Annotated in this window: 15 protein-coding genes; 8 read left to right on the top strand and 7 right to left on the bottom strand. The window is 75.7% G+C overall.

Going from position 1 to position 15,275, the window contains the following annotated elements:
- The first annotated feature begins 15 nt into the window (after nt 1-15).
- From ACI79V_RS09025 to ACI79V_RS09010, 4 genes are all read left to right on the top strand, one after another.
- Nucleotides 16-885: a PhzF family phenazine biosynthesis protein gene (locus ACI79V_RS09025; RefSeq protein ID WP_456888480.1), complete on the top strand. Its 870-nt coding sequence runs from the start codon at nt 16-18 to the stop codon at nt 883-885.
- 86 nt (nt 886-971) lie between these two features.
- Nucleotides 972-1,865, top strand: coding sequence for a DMT family transporter (locus tag ACI79V_RS09020; protein ID WP_456888478.1), 894 nt, complete (start codon nt 972-974; stop codon nt 1,863-1,865).
- 164 nt (nt 1,866-2,029) lie between these two features.
- Nucleotides 2,030-2,983: an HpcH/HpaI aldolase/citrate lyase family protein gene (locus ACI79V_RS09015; protein WP_456888476.1), complete on the top strand. Its 954-nt coding sequence runs from the start codon at nt 2,030-2,032 to the stop codon at nt 2,981-2,983.
- Nucleotides 2,984-3,170: 187 nt separating this feature from the next.
- Complete coding sequence (locus ACI79V_RS09010; protein ID WP_456888474.1) at nt 3,171-4,367, top strand: acyl-CoA dehydrogenase family protein; 1,197 nt, start codon at nt 3,171-3,173, stop codon at nt 4,365-4,367.
- Nucleotides 4,368-4,409: 42 nt separating this feature from the next.
- On the opposite strand, the gene ACI79V_RS09005 is transcribed toward ACI79V_RS09010, so the two are convergent.
- The 4 genes from ACI79V_RS09005 to ACI79V_RS08990 form a co-directional block, all read right to left on the bottom strand.
- Nucleotides 4,410-5,201: an ABC transporter permease gene (locus ACI79V_RS09005; protein WP_456888472.1), complete on the bottom strand. Its 792-nt coding sequence runs from the start codon at nt 5,199-5,201 to the stop codon at nt 4,410-4,412.
- Nucleotides 5,198-6,148: an ATP-binding cassette domain-containing protein gene (locus ACI79V_RS09000; protein ID WP_456888470.1), complete on the bottom strand. Its 951-nt coding sequence runs from the start codon at nt 6,146-6,148 to the stop codon at nt 5,198-5,200. Before ACI79V_RS09000 ends, ACI79V_RS09005 begins: the two co-directional genes overlap by 4 nt.
- Nucleotides 6,149-6,159: 11 nt before the next feature.
- Nucleotides 6,160-6,951 carry a DUF4097 family beta strand repeat-containing protein gene (locus ACI79V_RS08995; RefSeq protein ID WP_456888468.1) on the bottom strand — a complete coding sequence of 264 codons (792 nt, stop codon included), beginning with the start codon at nt 6,949-6,951 and terminating at the stop codon, nt 6,160-6,162.
- An 82-nt stretch (nt 6,952-7,033) separates the two neighbouring features.
- Entirely contained in the window at nt 7,034-7,540 is a 507-nt protein-coding gene (locus tag ACI79V_RS08990; protein ID WP_456888466.1) for a hypothetical protein, read from the bottom strand.
- A gap of 78 nt (nt 7,541-7,618) precedes the next feature.
- Between ACI79V_RS08990 and ACI79V_RS08985 the strand changes: the two genes are divergently transcribed.
- The 4 genes from ACI79V_RS08985 (at nt 7,619) to ACI79V_RS08970 (ending at nt 13,307) form a co-directional block, all read left to right on the top strand.
- Entirely contained in the window at nt 7,619-8,554 is a 936-nt protein-coding gene (locus tag ACI79V_RS08985; RefSeq protein WP_456888464.1) for a quinone oxidoreductase family protein, read from the top strand.
- Between the two features lie 80 nt (nt 8,555-8,634).
- A complete protein-coding gene (locus ACI79V_RS08980; RefSeq protein WP_456888462.1) occupies nt 8,635-8,955 on the top strand; it encodes an EthD family reductase in 321 nt (106 codons plus the stop codon).
- Entirely contained in the window at nt 8,952-10,502 is a 1,551-nt protein-coding gene (locus ACI79V_RS08975) for an acetolactate synthase large subunit (protein ID WP_456888461.1), read from the top strand. The genes ACI79V_RS08980 and ACI79V_RS08975 overlap by 4 nt, the downstream gene beginning before the upstream one ends.
- Nucleotides 10,503-10,577: 75 nt before the next feature.
- Nucleotides 10,578-13,307 (top strand): putative bifunctional diguanylate cyclase/phosphodiesterase, encoded by a 2,730-nt coding sequence (locus tag ACI79V_RS08970; RefSeq protein ID WP_456888459.1) that lies wholly within the window; start codon nt 10,578-10,580, stop codon nt 13,305-13,307.
- Between the two features lie 63 nt (nt 13,308-13,370).
- Here ACI79V_RS08970 and ACI79V_RS08965 read toward each other — a convergent pair whose 3' ends face one another.
- The 3 genes from ACI79V_RS08965 to ACI79V_RS08955 form a co-directional block, all read right to left on the bottom strand.
- Complete coding sequence (locus tag ACI79V_RS08965) at nt 13,371-13,790, bottom strand: hypothetical protein (protein ID WP_456888457.1); 420 nt, start codon at nt 13,788-13,790, stop codon at nt 13,371-13,373.
- Nucleotides 13,791-13,816: 26 nt separating this feature from the next.
- Entirely contained in the window at nt 13,817-14,257 is a 441-nt protein-coding gene (locus ACI79V_RS08960) for a hypothetical protein (RefSeq protein ID WP_456888456.1), read from the bottom strand.
- 178 nt (nt 14,258-14,435) lie between these two features.
- Complete coding sequence (locus ACI79V_RS08955) at nt 14,436-15,152, bottom strand: DUF4230 domain-containing protein (RefSeq protein WP_456888454.1); 717 nt, start codon at nt 15,150-15,152, stop codon at nt 14,436-14,438.
- Nucleotides 15,153-15,275: the final 123 nt, after the last annotated feature.

Genomic DNA, 15,275 nt, shown 5'->3' with positions numbered 1-15,275 from the left:
GGTTACCGTCGGGCCGTGGCCACCCCGGGTTCCGTGGAGTACGAGGTCGTCGACGTCTTCGCCCCGCGGGCGTTCGCGGGCAACCCGCTGGCGGTGGTGTTCGACGCCGACGACCTGACCACGGAGCAGTGCCAGGCGCTGGCCGCCGAGTTCGCGCTGTCGGAGACGTCGTTCCTGTGCGCGCCGACCGAGCCCGGCGCGTCGTACCGGGTCCGCATCTTCACCCCGTACGCCGAGCTGCCCTTCGCCGGGCACCCGAGCGTCGGCGCGGCGCACACGCTGGTGCGCACCGGCCGGCTGCCCGCGGGCACGCTGCACCAGGAGTGCGGGGCCGGCGTGCTGCCCATCGAGGTCACCGAGGACGGCGCCACCCTCACCGGCGGCCGGCCGACCTTCGAGGACGGCCCCGACCCGGCGGTGCTCGCGGAGGCACTGGGGCTGGCCGCGGCCGACGTCGTCGGCGTGCCGGCGGGGGTGGCCGGGTGCGGCCTGCCGTGGACCTTCCTGGCCGTGCACCCCGGCGTCGTCGACCACGCCGCCCCGCAGCCGGCGGCGCTGGCCGCGCTCGGCGTGGGGGAGGGCGTCTCGGTGCTCTCCTGGGACGCCGCGACCTCGACCGCCTACGCCCGGGTCTTCGCCCACGACCTCCGCTGGAGCGAGGACCCCGCCACCGGGTCGGCCGCGCTGGGCGCCGGCGTGTGGCTGGTGGCCTCCGGGCTGCTGGCGCCGGAGGGCACGTCGGCCTACACCGTGCGCCAGGGCGAGGCGATGGGCCGGCCGTCGGTCCTGCGCTGCACCGTCACCGCCGACGGCGGCCGGGCGTCCACGGCCACGGTGGCCGGCGCGGTGGTGCCGGTGGCAGCCGGTCGCATCCGCGTGCCATGAAGGACCCTGCTGCCCCCCACCACTCGCAGGCTCGCGGCGGGACCCTGCAGCAGGGCCGAGGGGCAGGCGCGGTCGACCCGTGGGCGGTGCACCGCCCGGGCGCCCGCGACGTCGGGCTCATGGCGGTCGCCGTCGTCGGGATCTCGTTCTCCGGGCCGCTGACCGCGATGGTGACCGCCTCGTTCCTCGCGATCGCCTTCTGGCGCAACGCCGCCGGCGCGGCGCTGCTCGTGCCGGTGCTGCTGGGCCGTGAGCGGGCCACCCTGACCGGCCTGCGGCCGCGGGACCTCACGACGTCGGTCGTGGCCGGGCTGTTCCTCGCCGCGCACTTCGCCGCGTGGCTGCCCAGCCTGTCGATGACCACCGTCGCCGCGTCGACCGCGCTGGTCACCACGACGCCGGTCTGGACGGCGCTGGCCGCGCGCGTCTCCGGCGTGCGGCTGCCCGCGCAGGTGTGGGTCGGGCTGGCGCTGGCCGTCGTCGGCGCGGCGCTGATCGCCGGGGTCGACGTCGCGGTGAGCCTGGAGGCGCTGGCCGGTGACGGGCTGGCGCTGCTCGGCGCGATCTGCGCCGGCGGGTACATGCTGGCCGGCGCCCGGGCGCGCACCCGGCTGGCGACGTCGGCCTACTCGGTCGTCTGCTACTCCACCTGCGCGGTGGTGCTGGCCCTGGCCGCGCTGGTGACCACCACCCCGCTCGCCGGGTTCAGCGCCCGCGACTGGTGGCTGATCGCCGCGATCACCGTGTGCGCCCAGATCCTCGGGCACACCCTGCTCAACCTGGTGCTGTCCACGGTCGGACCCACGGTGGTCGGGCTGGCGGTGCTGCTCGAGGTACCCGGGGCGCTGCTGGTCGCGCTGGTGCTGCTGCAGCAGACCCCGCCGCTGCTCGCGCTGCCGGGCATGGTCGCCGTCGTCGCCGGGGTGGCGCTGGTGGTCCGCGCGGGCCGGCCGGTGACGCCGGTGGAACCGGTCACCTGACGACGGACCCCCTCGCCCCCCTGCAAGGACCTTCCTGCCCCCCACCGCTCGCAAGCTCGCGGCGGGCCCCTGCAGGGAGGCCGACCGCCGCTCGTGGCGGGACCCTGCGAGGGGACCGACGGGCCGTCACTACCCTCCGATCAACGATCACCACTGGAGGCACCGTGGCCGAGCTCCGATCCCGCCGTTCCAACCTGGCCGTCCCGGGCAGCAACCCGCGCTTCCTGGAGAAGGCCAAGGGCCTGCCGGCCGACCAGGTGTTCCTCGACCTCGAGGACGCCGTCGCGCCGCTGGCCAAGCCGGGCGCGCGCAAGAACGTCGTCGCGGCGCTCAACGAGGGCGGCTGGGGTGAGCGGATCCGCACGGTCCGGGTCAACGACTGGACGACGGAGTGGACCTACCGCGACGTCGTCGAGGTGGTCGAGGGCGCCGGCGCCGAGCTCGACTGCATCATGCTGCCCAAGGTCGCCGACGCCGCCCAGGTGCGGGCGCTGGACCTGCTGCTCACCCAGATCGAGAAGACCAACGGCCTGGAGGTCGGGCGGATCGGCATCGAGGCGCAGATCGAGACCGCGCAGGGGCTCGTCAACGTCGACGACATCGCCTTCGCCAGCCCCCGGATCGAGACGATCATCTTCGGCCCGGCCGACTTCATGGCCAGCATCGGCATGCGCTCGCTGGTGGTCGGTGCGCTGCACCCCGACTACCCGGGCGACCCGTTCCACCACATCCTGATGACCATCCTCATGGCCGCCCGCGCCCGCGGCGTGCAGGCCATCGACGGGCCCTTCCTGCAGGTGCGCGACGTCGACGCCTTCCGCGAGGTGGCCAAGCGCTCCGCAGTCCTCGGGTTCGACGGCAAGTGGGTGCTGCACCCGGGGCAGATCGACGCCGCCAACGAGATCTACGCGCCGTCGCAGGAGGACTACGACCACGCCGAGCTCATCCTCGACGCCTACGACTGGTACACGTCGGAGGCCGGCGGGAAGAAGGGCTCGGCGATGCTCGGCGACGAGATGATCGACGAGGCCAGCCGCAAGATGGCGCTGGTCATCGCGGGCAAGGGCCGCGCCGCGGGCATGTCCCGCACGTCGTCGTTCACCCCGCCGGAGGCCTAGGCACCTCCAGAGGCCTAGGCACCTCCAGAGGCATAGGAAGCCATCCGCACGTTCGCGGCCCCGATTCGTGGGGATTGCTTCCTATGCCTCGGAGCGGCGCGGGGGTGACCCGGGACACGGCGACGGTGCCCGGGGGGTGGCCCATACTCGCCGGTAACACGGACACCGGAGTCCCGGAGGAGCAGACGTGGCCCGACTGGCGCAGACCGCCGACCTGACCGACATCCAGCAGGAGATCCTGTCGACGGTCCGCAGCTTCGTGGACAAGGAGATCATCCCGCACGCCCAGCAGCTCGAGCACGGCGACGTCTACCCGCAGGAGATCGTCGACGGGCTCAAGGAGCTGGGCATCTTCGGGCTGATGATCCCCGAGGAGTACGGCGGTCTCGGCGAGTCGCTGCTCACCTACGCGCTGGTGGTCGAGGAGATCGCCCGCGGCTGGATGAGCGTCTCGGGCGTCATCAACACCCACTTCATCGTCGCCTACATGATCCGCCAGCACGGCACGCAGGAGCAGAAGGAGCACTTCCTCCCGCGGATGGCCACCGGCGAGGTGCGCGGCGCGTTCTCGATGTCCGAGCCGGGCCTGGGGTCCGACGTCGCGGGCATCCGGACCAAGGCCGTGCGGGACGGCGACGACTACGTCATCGACGGCCAGAAGATGTGGCTGACCAACGGCGGCTCCTCCACGCTGGTCGCGGCGCTGGTGCGCACCGACCTGGGCGCGGACAAGCCGCACCAGAACCTGACCACCTTCCTGGTGGAGAAGCCCGCCGGCTTCGGCACCGTCGCTCCGGGCCTGACCATCCCCGGCAAGATCGACAAGATGGGCTACAAGGGCGTCGACACCACCGAGCTGGTGTTCGACGGCTACCGCATCGGCGCGGACATGGTCCTCGGCGGGGAGCCCGGCTGCGGCTTCGCGCAGATGATGGACGGCGTCGAGGTGGGCCGGGTGAACGTCGCCGCCCGCGCCTGCGGCATCTCCATCCGCGCCTTCGAGCTCGCCGTCGAGTACGCCCAGCAGCGGGAGACCTTCGGCAAGCCGATCGTGCAGCACCAGGCGATCGCGTTCCAGCTCGCCGAGATGGCCACGAAGGTCGAGGCCGCCCACCTGATGATGGTCAACGCCGCCCGGCTCAAGGACGCCGGCCGGCGCAACGACGTCGAGGCCGGCATGGCCAAGCTGCTGGCCAGCGAGTACTGCGCCGAGGTGACCACCCAGTCGTTCCGCATCCACGGCGGGTACGGCTACTCCAAGGAGTACGAGATCGAGCGGCTCATGCGTGAGGCGCCGTTCCTGCTCATCGGCGAGGGCACCAGCGAGATCCAGAAGACGATCATCAGCCGCGGCCTGCTCCGGGAGTACGGCCTGCGCCGCTGAGGACGCCGCCCGGGACCACCACGGTCCCGGGCCGCTCGCGCGTCAACGGGGCGGGCGGCGCTCGTAGTTCGCCCGGGCCCACAGGTGGCCGACCAGTGCGATGCCGGCGCACCAGGCCACCGCGAGGAGGGCGGACGACCCGATCGCCGTCCCGGTGAGCAGGCCGCGCAGCGTCTCGACGATCGGGGTGAACGGCTGGTGCTCGGCGAACCAGCGCAGCCAGCCGGGCATCGACTCGACCGGCACGAAGCCGCTGCCGAAGAACGGCAGGAGCATCAGCGGCATCGGCAGGTTGCTGGCCGCCTCGACCGTCCTCGTCCACAGCCCCATGGCCACCGACAGCCAGGACAGCGCGAAGCTGGTCATGGCCAGGACGCCGACCGTCGCGAGCCACTCCAGCGCGCTCGCGTCCGGCCGGAAGCCGATCAGCAGCGCGACGGCGAGGACGAGCGCCAGCCCGACCAGCGTCTGGACCACGGCGCCGACGACGTGCCCGGTGAGGACCGACGCCCGGGCGATCGACATGGTGCGGAACCGGGCGATGATGCCCTCGGTCATGTCCATGGCGATCCCGATCGCCGTGCCCTGCGCGCCGCCGGTGACGGCCAGCACGAGGATGCCGGGGACGACGTAGGTGACGTACTCCGCCCGGCCGCCGGACGGAGCGCCCAGCCCGGCGCCGAGCGTCCCGCCGAAGACGTAGACGAACAGCAGCAGGAAGACGATCGGCAGCGCGGCCACGATGACCGTCAGCCCGGGGTAGCGCACGGCGCGCCTCAGGTTGCGCCGCAGCATGGTGGCGGAGTCGCTCAGCGCGAGGGCCAGCGTGGTCACGAGGCCACCTCCTCGGCAGCCGGCCGGCCGGTCAGGGCCAGGAAGACGTCGTCCAGGTCGGGGGTGTGCACGGTCAGGTCGGCGGCCTCGACGCCGGCGTCGTCGAGCCGGTCGAGCAGCGCCCGCAGCGCGGGCACGCTGCCGTCGCCGGGGACCTCGAGGACCAGCGCCGCGGGGTCGGCGGTGCCGGTCGGCAGGGCGCGGGCGGCCCGCCAGAGCGCCGCGGCGTCGGGGAAGCGCAGCCGCACCGAGGCGCCGGGGACCAGCCGCTTGAGCTCGTCGGCGGTGCCCTCGGCCACCAGCCGGCCGCCGTCGAGGACGCCGATGCGGTCGGCGAGCTGGTCGGCCTCCTCGAGGTACTGCGTGGTGAGGAGGACCGTGACGCCGTCGGCCACCAGATCGCGGACGGCGTCCCACATCGCCCGCCGGCTGCGCGGGTCGAGCCCGGTCGTCGGCTCGTCGAGGAAGACGACCCGTGGGCGGGCCATGAGCCCCATCGCCAGGTCCAGCCGGCGGCGCATGCCACCGGAGTAGGTGGCCGGCGGCCTCCCCGCCGCGTCGGTCAGGTCGAACCGGGCGAGCAGCTCGGCGGCGCGGCGGCGGCCCTCCTCCCGGCCGAGGTGGTGCAGGTCGGCCATGAGCCGCAGGTTCTCGGCGCCGGTGAGCAGCGTGTCGACGGCGGAGAACTGGCCGGTCAGCGCGATCGCGGCGCGCACCGCGTCCGGCTCCCGGTGCAGGTCGTGCCCGGCGACGCGGACCTCGCCGCCGTCAGCGGGGAGGAGCGTCGAGAGGACGTCGACGGTGGTGGTCTTGCCGGCCCCGTTGGGGCCGAGCAGGGCGTAGACGGTGCCCTCGGGCACGGTCAGGTCCAGCCCGTCGAGGACGGTCGTCGGGCCGAAGGCCTTGCGCAGGCCGGTGACGGCGATGGCGGCGGTGGCGGCGGTCATCCCGGTCCTCCTCAGGCCCGGCGGACGAGGATGTCGCCGTAGGCGGTGCGCGCCTTGAGCTGCACGGTGCCGGTGGCGTCCTCGGGGCCGTCGGCGGCGGTGAGCTCGTTGCGGATGCTGCCCGAGGCCGACTGCAGGTCCAGCCAGGCCGCGGTGCCCGCGGCGATGCCCGCCTCGACCTCGCCGTAGGCGGTCTCGAGCACCAGCGACCCCCGCACCGCCTCGCCCACGCGCACCCTCCCGTAGCTGGTGCTCCCGAGCAGCGAGCCGGCGATGTGGTCCACGGTGACGTCACCGCAGTTGGTCCGCAGCCGGGTGTCGCCGTCCGTGCGGCCGATCCGCACGTCGCCGTAGTCGGTCTGCGCGACGGCGTCGCCGGAGACGGCGCCGACGGTGATGCCGCCGCTGCTGGTGCGGGCCCGCAGCCCGGCGGCCGAGTCGAGCTGGAGGTCGCCGTGGCGGCTCTCGAGGGCGGCGCGGCCGAGCCGGCCGGAGCAGGAGATCCCGCCGGCCGTCGTCCGCACCTCGACCGACGAGCCCTCGGGCAGCGCCACGTCGACGTCGACCTCGCCGCCGGAGCCGAGGAACAGCAGCCGCGGCCGGCCGGTGGTGCGGACCAGCAGGTGCCCGCCGGCGCAGGTGACGGTGGCCTGCTCGGCGGCCTGGACGTCGGCGCTGCTGCGGTCGTCGTGCGGCCGGACGTCGACCACCGTGACGGGCTGGTCGGTGGCCCGCACGCGGACGCTGCCGGCGGCGACGTCGATGCGGGCGGTGATCGGGTCGGGGGTGTCGAAGGTGGGCATGGCGGCGCCTCCCGGGCGTGCCGGATCGGCCCCGGCCGGTCGGCCGGGGGTGCGGTGCGGGCGTGCGTGTGCGGTGTGCGGGCTAGCGGACCCAGCCGGTGTAGGACTGGCCCGCCGACCAGCGCGAACGGCGCGGCTCGGCGGCCGGGGGACGGTCGGCCCGGGCGACGGCGTCGGCCACGACCCGGACCAGCCAGGTGTTCACCGACGAGCCGAGGCGGGCGGCGGCCTCCTCGACGCGGACCTTGAGCGTCTCGGGCAGCCGCAGGGTGATGCGGATGGTGCTGCCGTCGTCGGCGTCGGGGACGACCGCCTCGGGAGCCGGCGCGGGCAGGTGCTCCTCGGCCGGGGGAGGGGTGACGACGAAGCCGATGTCGCTGCCCCGCAGCCGCACGTCGACCGAGCCGGGGGCGAGCTGGCCGGTGATCTCCTCCGCCGCCGCGGACAGCGCGCTGAGCAGGGCCAGCCGGACCGAGGACTCCAGCGGGGCGGTGAGCCGCTCGGCGAGGGCCTGCGCCTCCTCACCGCCCGGCGCGGCGGCCAGCGCCAGCTCCCGGCGGAGCTGCTCGACGTACGGCGTGAGGTCCATGACGTCATATTGACACCACTGTGACGTCATCCGCAAGCCCCGTGACGTCATGGCGCGGGAGGCCCCTAAGGTCGGGGCGTGCGAGCCGTGGGAGTGACCGAGTTCGGCGGGCCCGAGGCCCTCTCCGTCGTCGACGTCCCGGACGAGCCCCTCGGGCCCGGCCAGGTGCGGGTGCGGGTGCGGGCCGCGGCGGTCAGCCCGACCGACACCCACCTGCGCGAGGGCGCCTACGCCGGGCGCGACCCGGTGAAGACCCCGCCGTGGGTGCCGGGCATGGACGCCGCCGGTGAGGTGGTCGAGGTCGGCGAGGACGTCGACCGGGTCGCGGTGGGCGACGCGGTCATGGGCATCGTCGTGCCCACCGGCGCGCACGGCGGGTACCGCGAGGACCTCGTGCTGCCCGCGGCCTCGGTGGCCCGGGTGCCGGCGGGCGCCGACGCCGTGGCCGCCTCGACGCTGCCGATGAACGCCCTCACCGCCCGGCTCTCGCTCGACCACCTGGCCCTGCCGCCGGGGTCGGTGATCGCGGTGACCGGCGCGGCCGGTGCCTACGGCGGCTACGTCGTCCAGCTGGCGAAGGCAGACGGGCTGACCGTCGTCGCCGACGCCGCCGAGGCCGACGAGCAGCTGGTGCGCGACCTCGGCGCCGACGTCGTCGTCCGGCGCGGCGACGACGTGGCCGACCGGATCCGCGCCGAGTTCCCCGACGGCGTCGACGGGCTGGCCGACGGCTCGGTGCAGGACGCCCACGTGCTGCCGGCGATCCGCGACGGCGGCCGGCTGGCCACGGTGCGCGGCTATCGCGGCGACGGCTCGGGCCGGGTCGAGGCCTTCCCCACGCGGGTGCGCCACTACGCGGAGAACGCGGCGGCCCTCGACCGGCTGCGCGAGCAGGTGGAGTCCGGCGCGCTGACCCTGCGGGTGGCCCGCGCGTTCGCGCCCGAGGAGGCGCCCGAGGCGCACCGGGTGCTCGCCGCCGGCGGGGTGCGCGGGCGGTTGGTGATCACCTTCTGAGGTCGCGGGGACGGGGCGGTGCCTGACAGGGTGGGGCCGACCGGGCGCGGCGCCCGGCCCGACCCCCAGGAGTGGCGCAGATGGTGCACAGGCTCGTCGTCAGCTACGGGCAGCCCGAGGACCCGGCGGCGTTCGACGCCCACTACCGGGACACGCACGTCCCGCTGACCGTGCAGCTGCCGGGCCTGGTGCGCTTCACCACCGGCCGGCCGCACTCCCTGGACCCCTCGCACCCCGCGCCCTACCTCGTCGCGGAGCTCGACTTCGACTCCGAGGAGGCGATGGGCGCGGCGTTCGCCTCCGAGGAGGGCAAGGCCGGGGCCAAGGACATCGCCTCCTTCGCCACCGGCGGCGCCACGATGACCCACTACGAGGTGACCGAGGTGCACGTCTCCCGGTGAACGGCGCCCAGGCTCTCATCCGCACCCTCGTCGACGCCGGCGTCGACGTCTGCTTCGCCAACCCCGGCACGTCGGAGATGCACTTCGTCGCCGCGCTCGACGACGTCCCGGAGATGCGCGGCGTGCTCACCCTCTTCGAGGGCGTGGCCACCGGCGCCGCCGACGGCTGGGCCCGCATGACCGGCCGGCCCGCGGCCACGCTGCTGCACCTGGGCCCGGGCCTGGGCAACGGGCTGGCCAACCTGCACAACGCCCGCCGCGGCCGGGCGCCGATGGTCAACGTCGTCGGCGACCACGCCCGCTCGCACAAGCGCCTGGACGCGCCGCTGGAGTCGGACGTCGACGCGCTGGCCGGCACCGTGTCGGGCTGGGTCCGCCGCTCGCTGGCCCCCGAGGACGTCGCCGCCGACGCCGTGGACGCCGTCGCCGCGGCCGCCCGCGGCCAGATCGCCACGCTGGTCCTGCCGGCCGACGTCTCGTGGTCCGACGGCGCGGCCGTGGCCGACCCCCCGGCGGCGCGCCCCCGCCCGCGGGTGCCCGCCGCCGCGGTGTCCGCGGCGGCGTCGGTGCTGCGGTCGGGGGAGCCCACCGTGCTCTTCGTCGGCGACGACGTCGTGGCGTCCGAGACCGGCCTGCTGGCCGCGGCCCGGGTGGCCGCGGGCACCGGCGCGCGGCTCCTGTCCGAGACCTTCCCCGCGCGCATGGTGCGCGGCGCGGGGCTGCCCGCCGTGGACAAGCTGCCCTACCCGCCGGAGGTGGCGATCAAGGCGCTCGCCGGCACGCGGCACCTGGTGCTGGCCGGGGCGACCTCCCCGGTGCACTTCTTCGGCTACCCGGGCACGCCGGGCACGCCGGTGCCCGAGGACTGCACGGTGCACGTCCTCTCCGCACCGGGCGAGGACGGCGTCGCGGCGCTGGAGGAGCTGGCCGGGGAGGTCGCCGCCGGTGCCGAGCCGGAGCTGCTGGAGGCCTCCCGCCCGGAGCTCCCGACCGGGCGCCTCGCGCCACGGACGGTGTCGGCGGTGGTCGGCGCGCTGCTGCCCGAGCGGGCGATCGTGGTCGACGAGGCCATCACCTCCGGGATCGGGCTGGCCGAGCTGACCTCCGGCGCGCCGCGGCACGACTGGCTGGCGCTCACCGGTGGCGCGATCGGCGACGGGCTGCCGATGGCGGTCGGCGCGGCGGTGGCCTGCCCCGACCGGCCCGTGGTCGCCCTGCAGGCCGACGGCAGCGCCATGTACACCGTCCAGGCGCTGTGGACGATGGCCCGGGAGCAGCTCGACGTCACCGTCGTCCTCTACGACAACGCCTCCTACGCGATCCTGCAGGGCGAGTTGTCCCGGGTGGGCGCCACCGGCGGCGGCGAGCGGGCCGGGCAGCTGCTCGACCTCGGCGGACCGGCCCTGGACTTCGTCGCGCTGGCCACCGGCATGGGCGTGCCGGCCACCCGCGCCGAGACCGCCGAGGACCTCGCCGACCAGCTCGGGACGGCGCTGCGCGAGCCGGGGCCGCACGTGGTGGTGGCGGTGCTGCGCCCGGGGAGCTGACCCGGGGTCACCCCCGCGGGGGACCGGCGACCGGAAGGGTTCCAGACCGTTCCGTTCCACGCCGATGCGCAGACCGTGTCATCGACCAGCGTCCGCGTCGGCAGCGTCGCCGTCCCCCCTGCGGTCCTGCGCCGGGCGGTCCTCGGCGCGGCCGTCGTCCTGGTCGCGCTGGTGCTGTGGGCACTAGCCGCCTGGTCGGGCAGCACCGCGGGCACCGCGCTCTACTTCGGCGTCGTCGGGCTGACCGTCGTCGCCGCCTGGGGCGGGGCCGCGCGGGGGAGCCGTCGCCCGGCCGCATCGTGCATCGCCGCCGGCGCGACCCTCTCCGCCGTCGGCGACGTGCTGTGGCAGGTGCAGGCCTCCTCCACCGGGTCGGGCACGGGGGCCGGCCCGGCCGACGCCGTCTACCTCGCCGGTTACGTCGCGCTGGCGATCGGGTTGGCCCTGCTCGCCCGCAGCCACACCGACGACCGCGACGAGCAGGTGGCCGGCTGGATCGACGCGCTGGTCGTCTTCGTCGCTGTCCTCCTGGTGGTGTGGGAGGTGTCGATCGCCGCGACCGTCGGGGACGCGTCGCTGGACCTGCCCACCCGCATCGCGCTCGCCTGCTACCCCGCGCTCGACGCGGCGCTGATCGGACTGGTCGTGCGCCTGCTGGCGACCCGGCGGCAGGGGGAGCGGACGTCGCTGGTGGCGGCCGCCTGCGCGTGCTGGCTGTTCTCCGACGTCGCCTACCTGCTGCACGCCGACGCGGACAGCTTCGGCTCCCTGCTCGACGCCGGCTGGGTGCTCGGCAGCGTGCTGCTGGCGGTCGCCACCTGGCTGCCGGGCTCCCCGGCGTCCGGGACCGCGCCCGCGCCGTCCCGGCGGTCGGACCTGGCGCGGCTGGCCGTGTGCCTCGGCGCGCTGCTGGTGCCGCCCACGACCGACCTCGCCGTCCACGCGAGCGGCGGCGCGGGCGACCCGGTGGCGATCCTCGCCGGCATGGTGGTGCTCACCGCGCTGGTCTTCCTCCGCGCCGCGCTGCTGGTGCGCCGCGAGGCGGCGGCCCGGGCGCTGCTGCGCTCGCGGGAGCGCCACGCGGCCAAGCTCGCCGCCCACTCCTCCGACGCGGTCCTGGTGGTCTCCCGCGACGGCCGGCTGCTCAGCGACCCCGCACCGATGGCGGCGGTCCTCGGGACCGCCCCGCTGCGCGGGCACAGCGCGGGGGAGGCGGTGCGGCTGGCCGGCCTCGACCTCGAGCAGGCCCAGCGGGTCTTCGACCGGGCGCTCGAGGCGGCCGGCACGGTGGTCGACGCCGAGGTGCCCGCCCGCTGGCGCGGCGAGGACCGCTGGCTCGGCGTCCGGCTGGTCGACCTGGGTGACGACCCCGACGTCGGCGGCGTCGTCGTGCACGTCACCGACGTGACCGGCCGCCGCCGCGCCGAGGAGGCCCTGGCGCACTCCGCCCTGCACGACGGCCTGACCGGCCTGGCCAACCGGGAGCTGTTCGCCGACCGCGTCCAGCAGGCGCTGCTGCGCACGGTGCGCGGCGGCGGCTCGGCCGCGGTCGTCTGCCTGGACATCGACGGCTTCAAGACGGTCAACGACACCCTCGGCCACGCCGCCGGGGACGCGCTGCTGCGCGAGGTGGCCGCCCGGCTGCGCGCGGCGGTGCGGGCCGACGACACCGTGGCCCGGCGGGGCGGTGACGAGTTCGCCGTGCTGGTCGAGCAGGCCGGCGGAGGGGACGACGAGGCGCTGGCCACGTCCGCGCGCGTGGTCGAGGTGCTGCGCCGGCCGGTGCAGCTCGACGCCGGGCCGGTGACGCTGTCGGTGAGCGTGGGCGTCGCCGTCGGCCGGGGCGAGGTGGGCGCCGGGTCGCTGATCGGCGACGCCGACCTCGCGATGTACACCGCCGAGCTCGACGGCGGCAACCGCGTGCGGCTGTTCGAGCCCGGCATGCGCGCCGCGGTGCAGGCGGCCCGCGAGCTGGAGCGGGAGCTGGGCGGCGCGCTGGCGGGCGGGGAGTTCCGGCTGGTCTACCAGCCCGTCGTCGCCCTGGCCGACCGGCGGGTGACCGGCTTCGAGGCGCTGCTGCGCTGGGACTCCCCGCGCCTGGGCCCGGTGGGCCCCGACCGGTTCGTGCCGGTGGCCGAGGCCGCGGGCCTGATGGGTCCGATCGGCGCGTGGGTGCTGCGCGAGGTCTGCGCCACCGGGGCCGCGTGGCGGCAGGCCCACCCCGGCGCCGGTGACCTGACGATGGCGGTCAACGTGTCGGCCACCCAGCTGACCTCGCCGGACCTCGTGGGTGCCGTCGCGGCCGCGCTGGCCGACAGCGGCCTGCCGGCCTCCGCGCTGGTGCTCGAGGTGACCGAGACCGCGCTGGTGGACGACCCGGAGCGGGCGGCCGCGTCACTGGCGGCGCTGCGGGCGCTGGGTGTCCGGTTGGCGCTCGACGACTTCGGCACCGGCTACTCGTCGCTGGCGCACCTCCAGCAGTTCACCGTGGACGTGCTCAAGATCGACCGCTCGTTCGTCCACGGGATCGCCGAGGGCGACCCGCTGCCGGCGATCGTGCGCGGCACCATCGAGCTGGGCCGCACGCTGGGGTTGGAGGTGCTGGCCGAGGGCGTGGAGCACGAGCACCAGGCGCGGCTGCTCGCCGAGGGGTGCTGCGACACCGCCCAGGGTTTCCTCTTCGCCCGGCCGCTGGAGCGCACCGACGCCGAGGCGCTGCTGCTCGAGCGGGCCGCGGGCCGTCCGTCGCCGTCGGCGGCCGTGCCCCGGCCGCGCACGCGCCGGCAGCTGAGCCGCCGGGGCTGACCGGGACGCACCGAGCCCCGCCGGTGCGGGCACCGGCGGGGCTCGGGTGGGTCGTCGCCCGGGTCAGGGCTGCCCGGGGAAGGCCGAGGCGATCGTGTGGTACGCGTACAGCGCGCGAGCGCACTGCTCGCGGTCGTTGGCCCGCAGCGAGGGGAAGGGGCCACCCTCGGCGTAGAAGGTGTACGGGTAGGAGATCGCCCCCTCGTCCTCGTACAGGGCGCACTGCGCGTACGGGTCCCCGGCGCCCTCGACGACGGGCACCCGCCCGGCCAACGTCCGGACGCACGAGCTGTAGCGGAAGTCGTCGAGGGTGCCGCCGTACTCGGCCACGGTGTTCTGGATGGTCGCGCAGGCCTGCGCGGGGTTGGCGACCTTGACGGCGCCCGAGCCGCCGGACGGGGCCGCCGACGCGGAGGTGGCGCCGGTGACGACGGCGGCGAGGGCGGCGGCCGCCACGAGGCCGGTGCGGGCGAGGGTCTTCATCGGGGAGGTCCTCCTCAGGACGGGGTTCATCGGGTGCCACCCGGGAACAGCGGCGCGCGTCCCGGGTCGATCTCGCCGTGCGCCACACCGCTCATGACCTCGATGCAGTCGGCGCGGTTCTGGAGCACGTACGTCTGGGCGAAGCGGACGGTGATCGGGTAGGGCCCGAAGCGGGCCTCGATCCCGGTCCGGCACTGGGCCGCGATCGCCGCGGTCGACAACTGGCCGTCCCCGTGCGCCCAACTGCTGGCGCAGCCGCCGGTGGTGGGGACGGCGCGCTCGTAGGCGCCGTCGGCCGCGCCGGTGGCGCCGTCGTAGGTCGCCTCGTACTGGATGACGAACCAGTTGCCGTCCTGGCAGAGCTGCCCGGGGCCGGCGCTGGGCGCGGCGGCGGCCGGGGCGGCCGCCAGCACCAGCGAGGACGCGGCGGTGCACAGCACGGCCGCGAGGGATGTACGTCGCCTCACGCGGGTCTCCTCGGTCTCGGAAGCCGGCGGAAGCTAGCACCGGGACCGGAGGCCGAGGAGCACGTTGAGCGTGATCAAGTGTGCTCTGCGTCACACATCGACGAAGCCCTGGGCAGGGCGGATGCGTGCGACGTCCCCGGGAACGGGGTCTGGGGCGGCCCGGTGGGGCCGCCGTTGGTCAGCCGGTGGCGCTCGGCGCGGGCTCGAAGGTGACCGTGACGCTGTCCACGCCGAGGGAGCCCGCCAGCGTGGTGAGCATGTCGCGGGTGTTGGCCTCGGCGCGCTCGCCCAGGTCGCTCTCGGCGGCGGCCGACTCCAGCCGGTCCTCGGCGAGCGCGAACAGCGCGCTCTCGTCGGTGGGGTCGTCGGCGAGGGCGTCGCCGAGCCGCTCGACCAGCCCGCGGTCGCGGTCGAGCACCCGGCTCTGCTCGGGGTCCACCCGCGCCTGGCCCAGCTCCGGGGCGGGGAGGGTGATGGTGGCCGACTCGCCGTCGGCGGAGAGCTCGACGTCCCCCTCGCCGATGCCGGAGAAGTCGACCGAGGCGTCGACGCTGCCGGTGGCCAGGAACTGCACGCGCTCGCCGCTGATCACCGAGGGCACCCAGGCGGTGTCGCGCTCCTGGTCGATCACGACCTGGAAGGTCCCGGTGGCGGCGCGGTACTCGGCGAGGTCCTCCAACGCCAGCAACAGCGGGGGAGTGCTGCGGTCGACGACCTCCTGCTCGAACGGCGCCGTCCAGTCCGCGACCCGGTCGGCCACGACCAGCCCGACCGGGACGGCGACCCCGGCGGCGACGCCGAGCGCGACCAGCCGGCGGGGAGCCCGGGAGCGCCGGCGCACCGGGCGGTGGGAGGAGGAGGCGTCGGGGTCCCGGTGCAGGAGGGTCGTCGGCATGCTCGGGCGGTCTCCTCACGGGCGGCGTCGGGGGACTGTGGGCTGGAGCACGCGCCGCGCCGGATCTGTTCCCGGTGCCCCGGCGTGTCGGGCCCGGCCGCAGCGGTGGGGGCACGCCGCGGC

The organism is Geodermatophilus sp. SYSU D00700 (genome assembly GCF_054050255.1).
The sequence above is the reverse complement of the archived record's forward strand: the minus strand, read 5'-3'. Positions and strand labels throughout refer to the sequence as shown.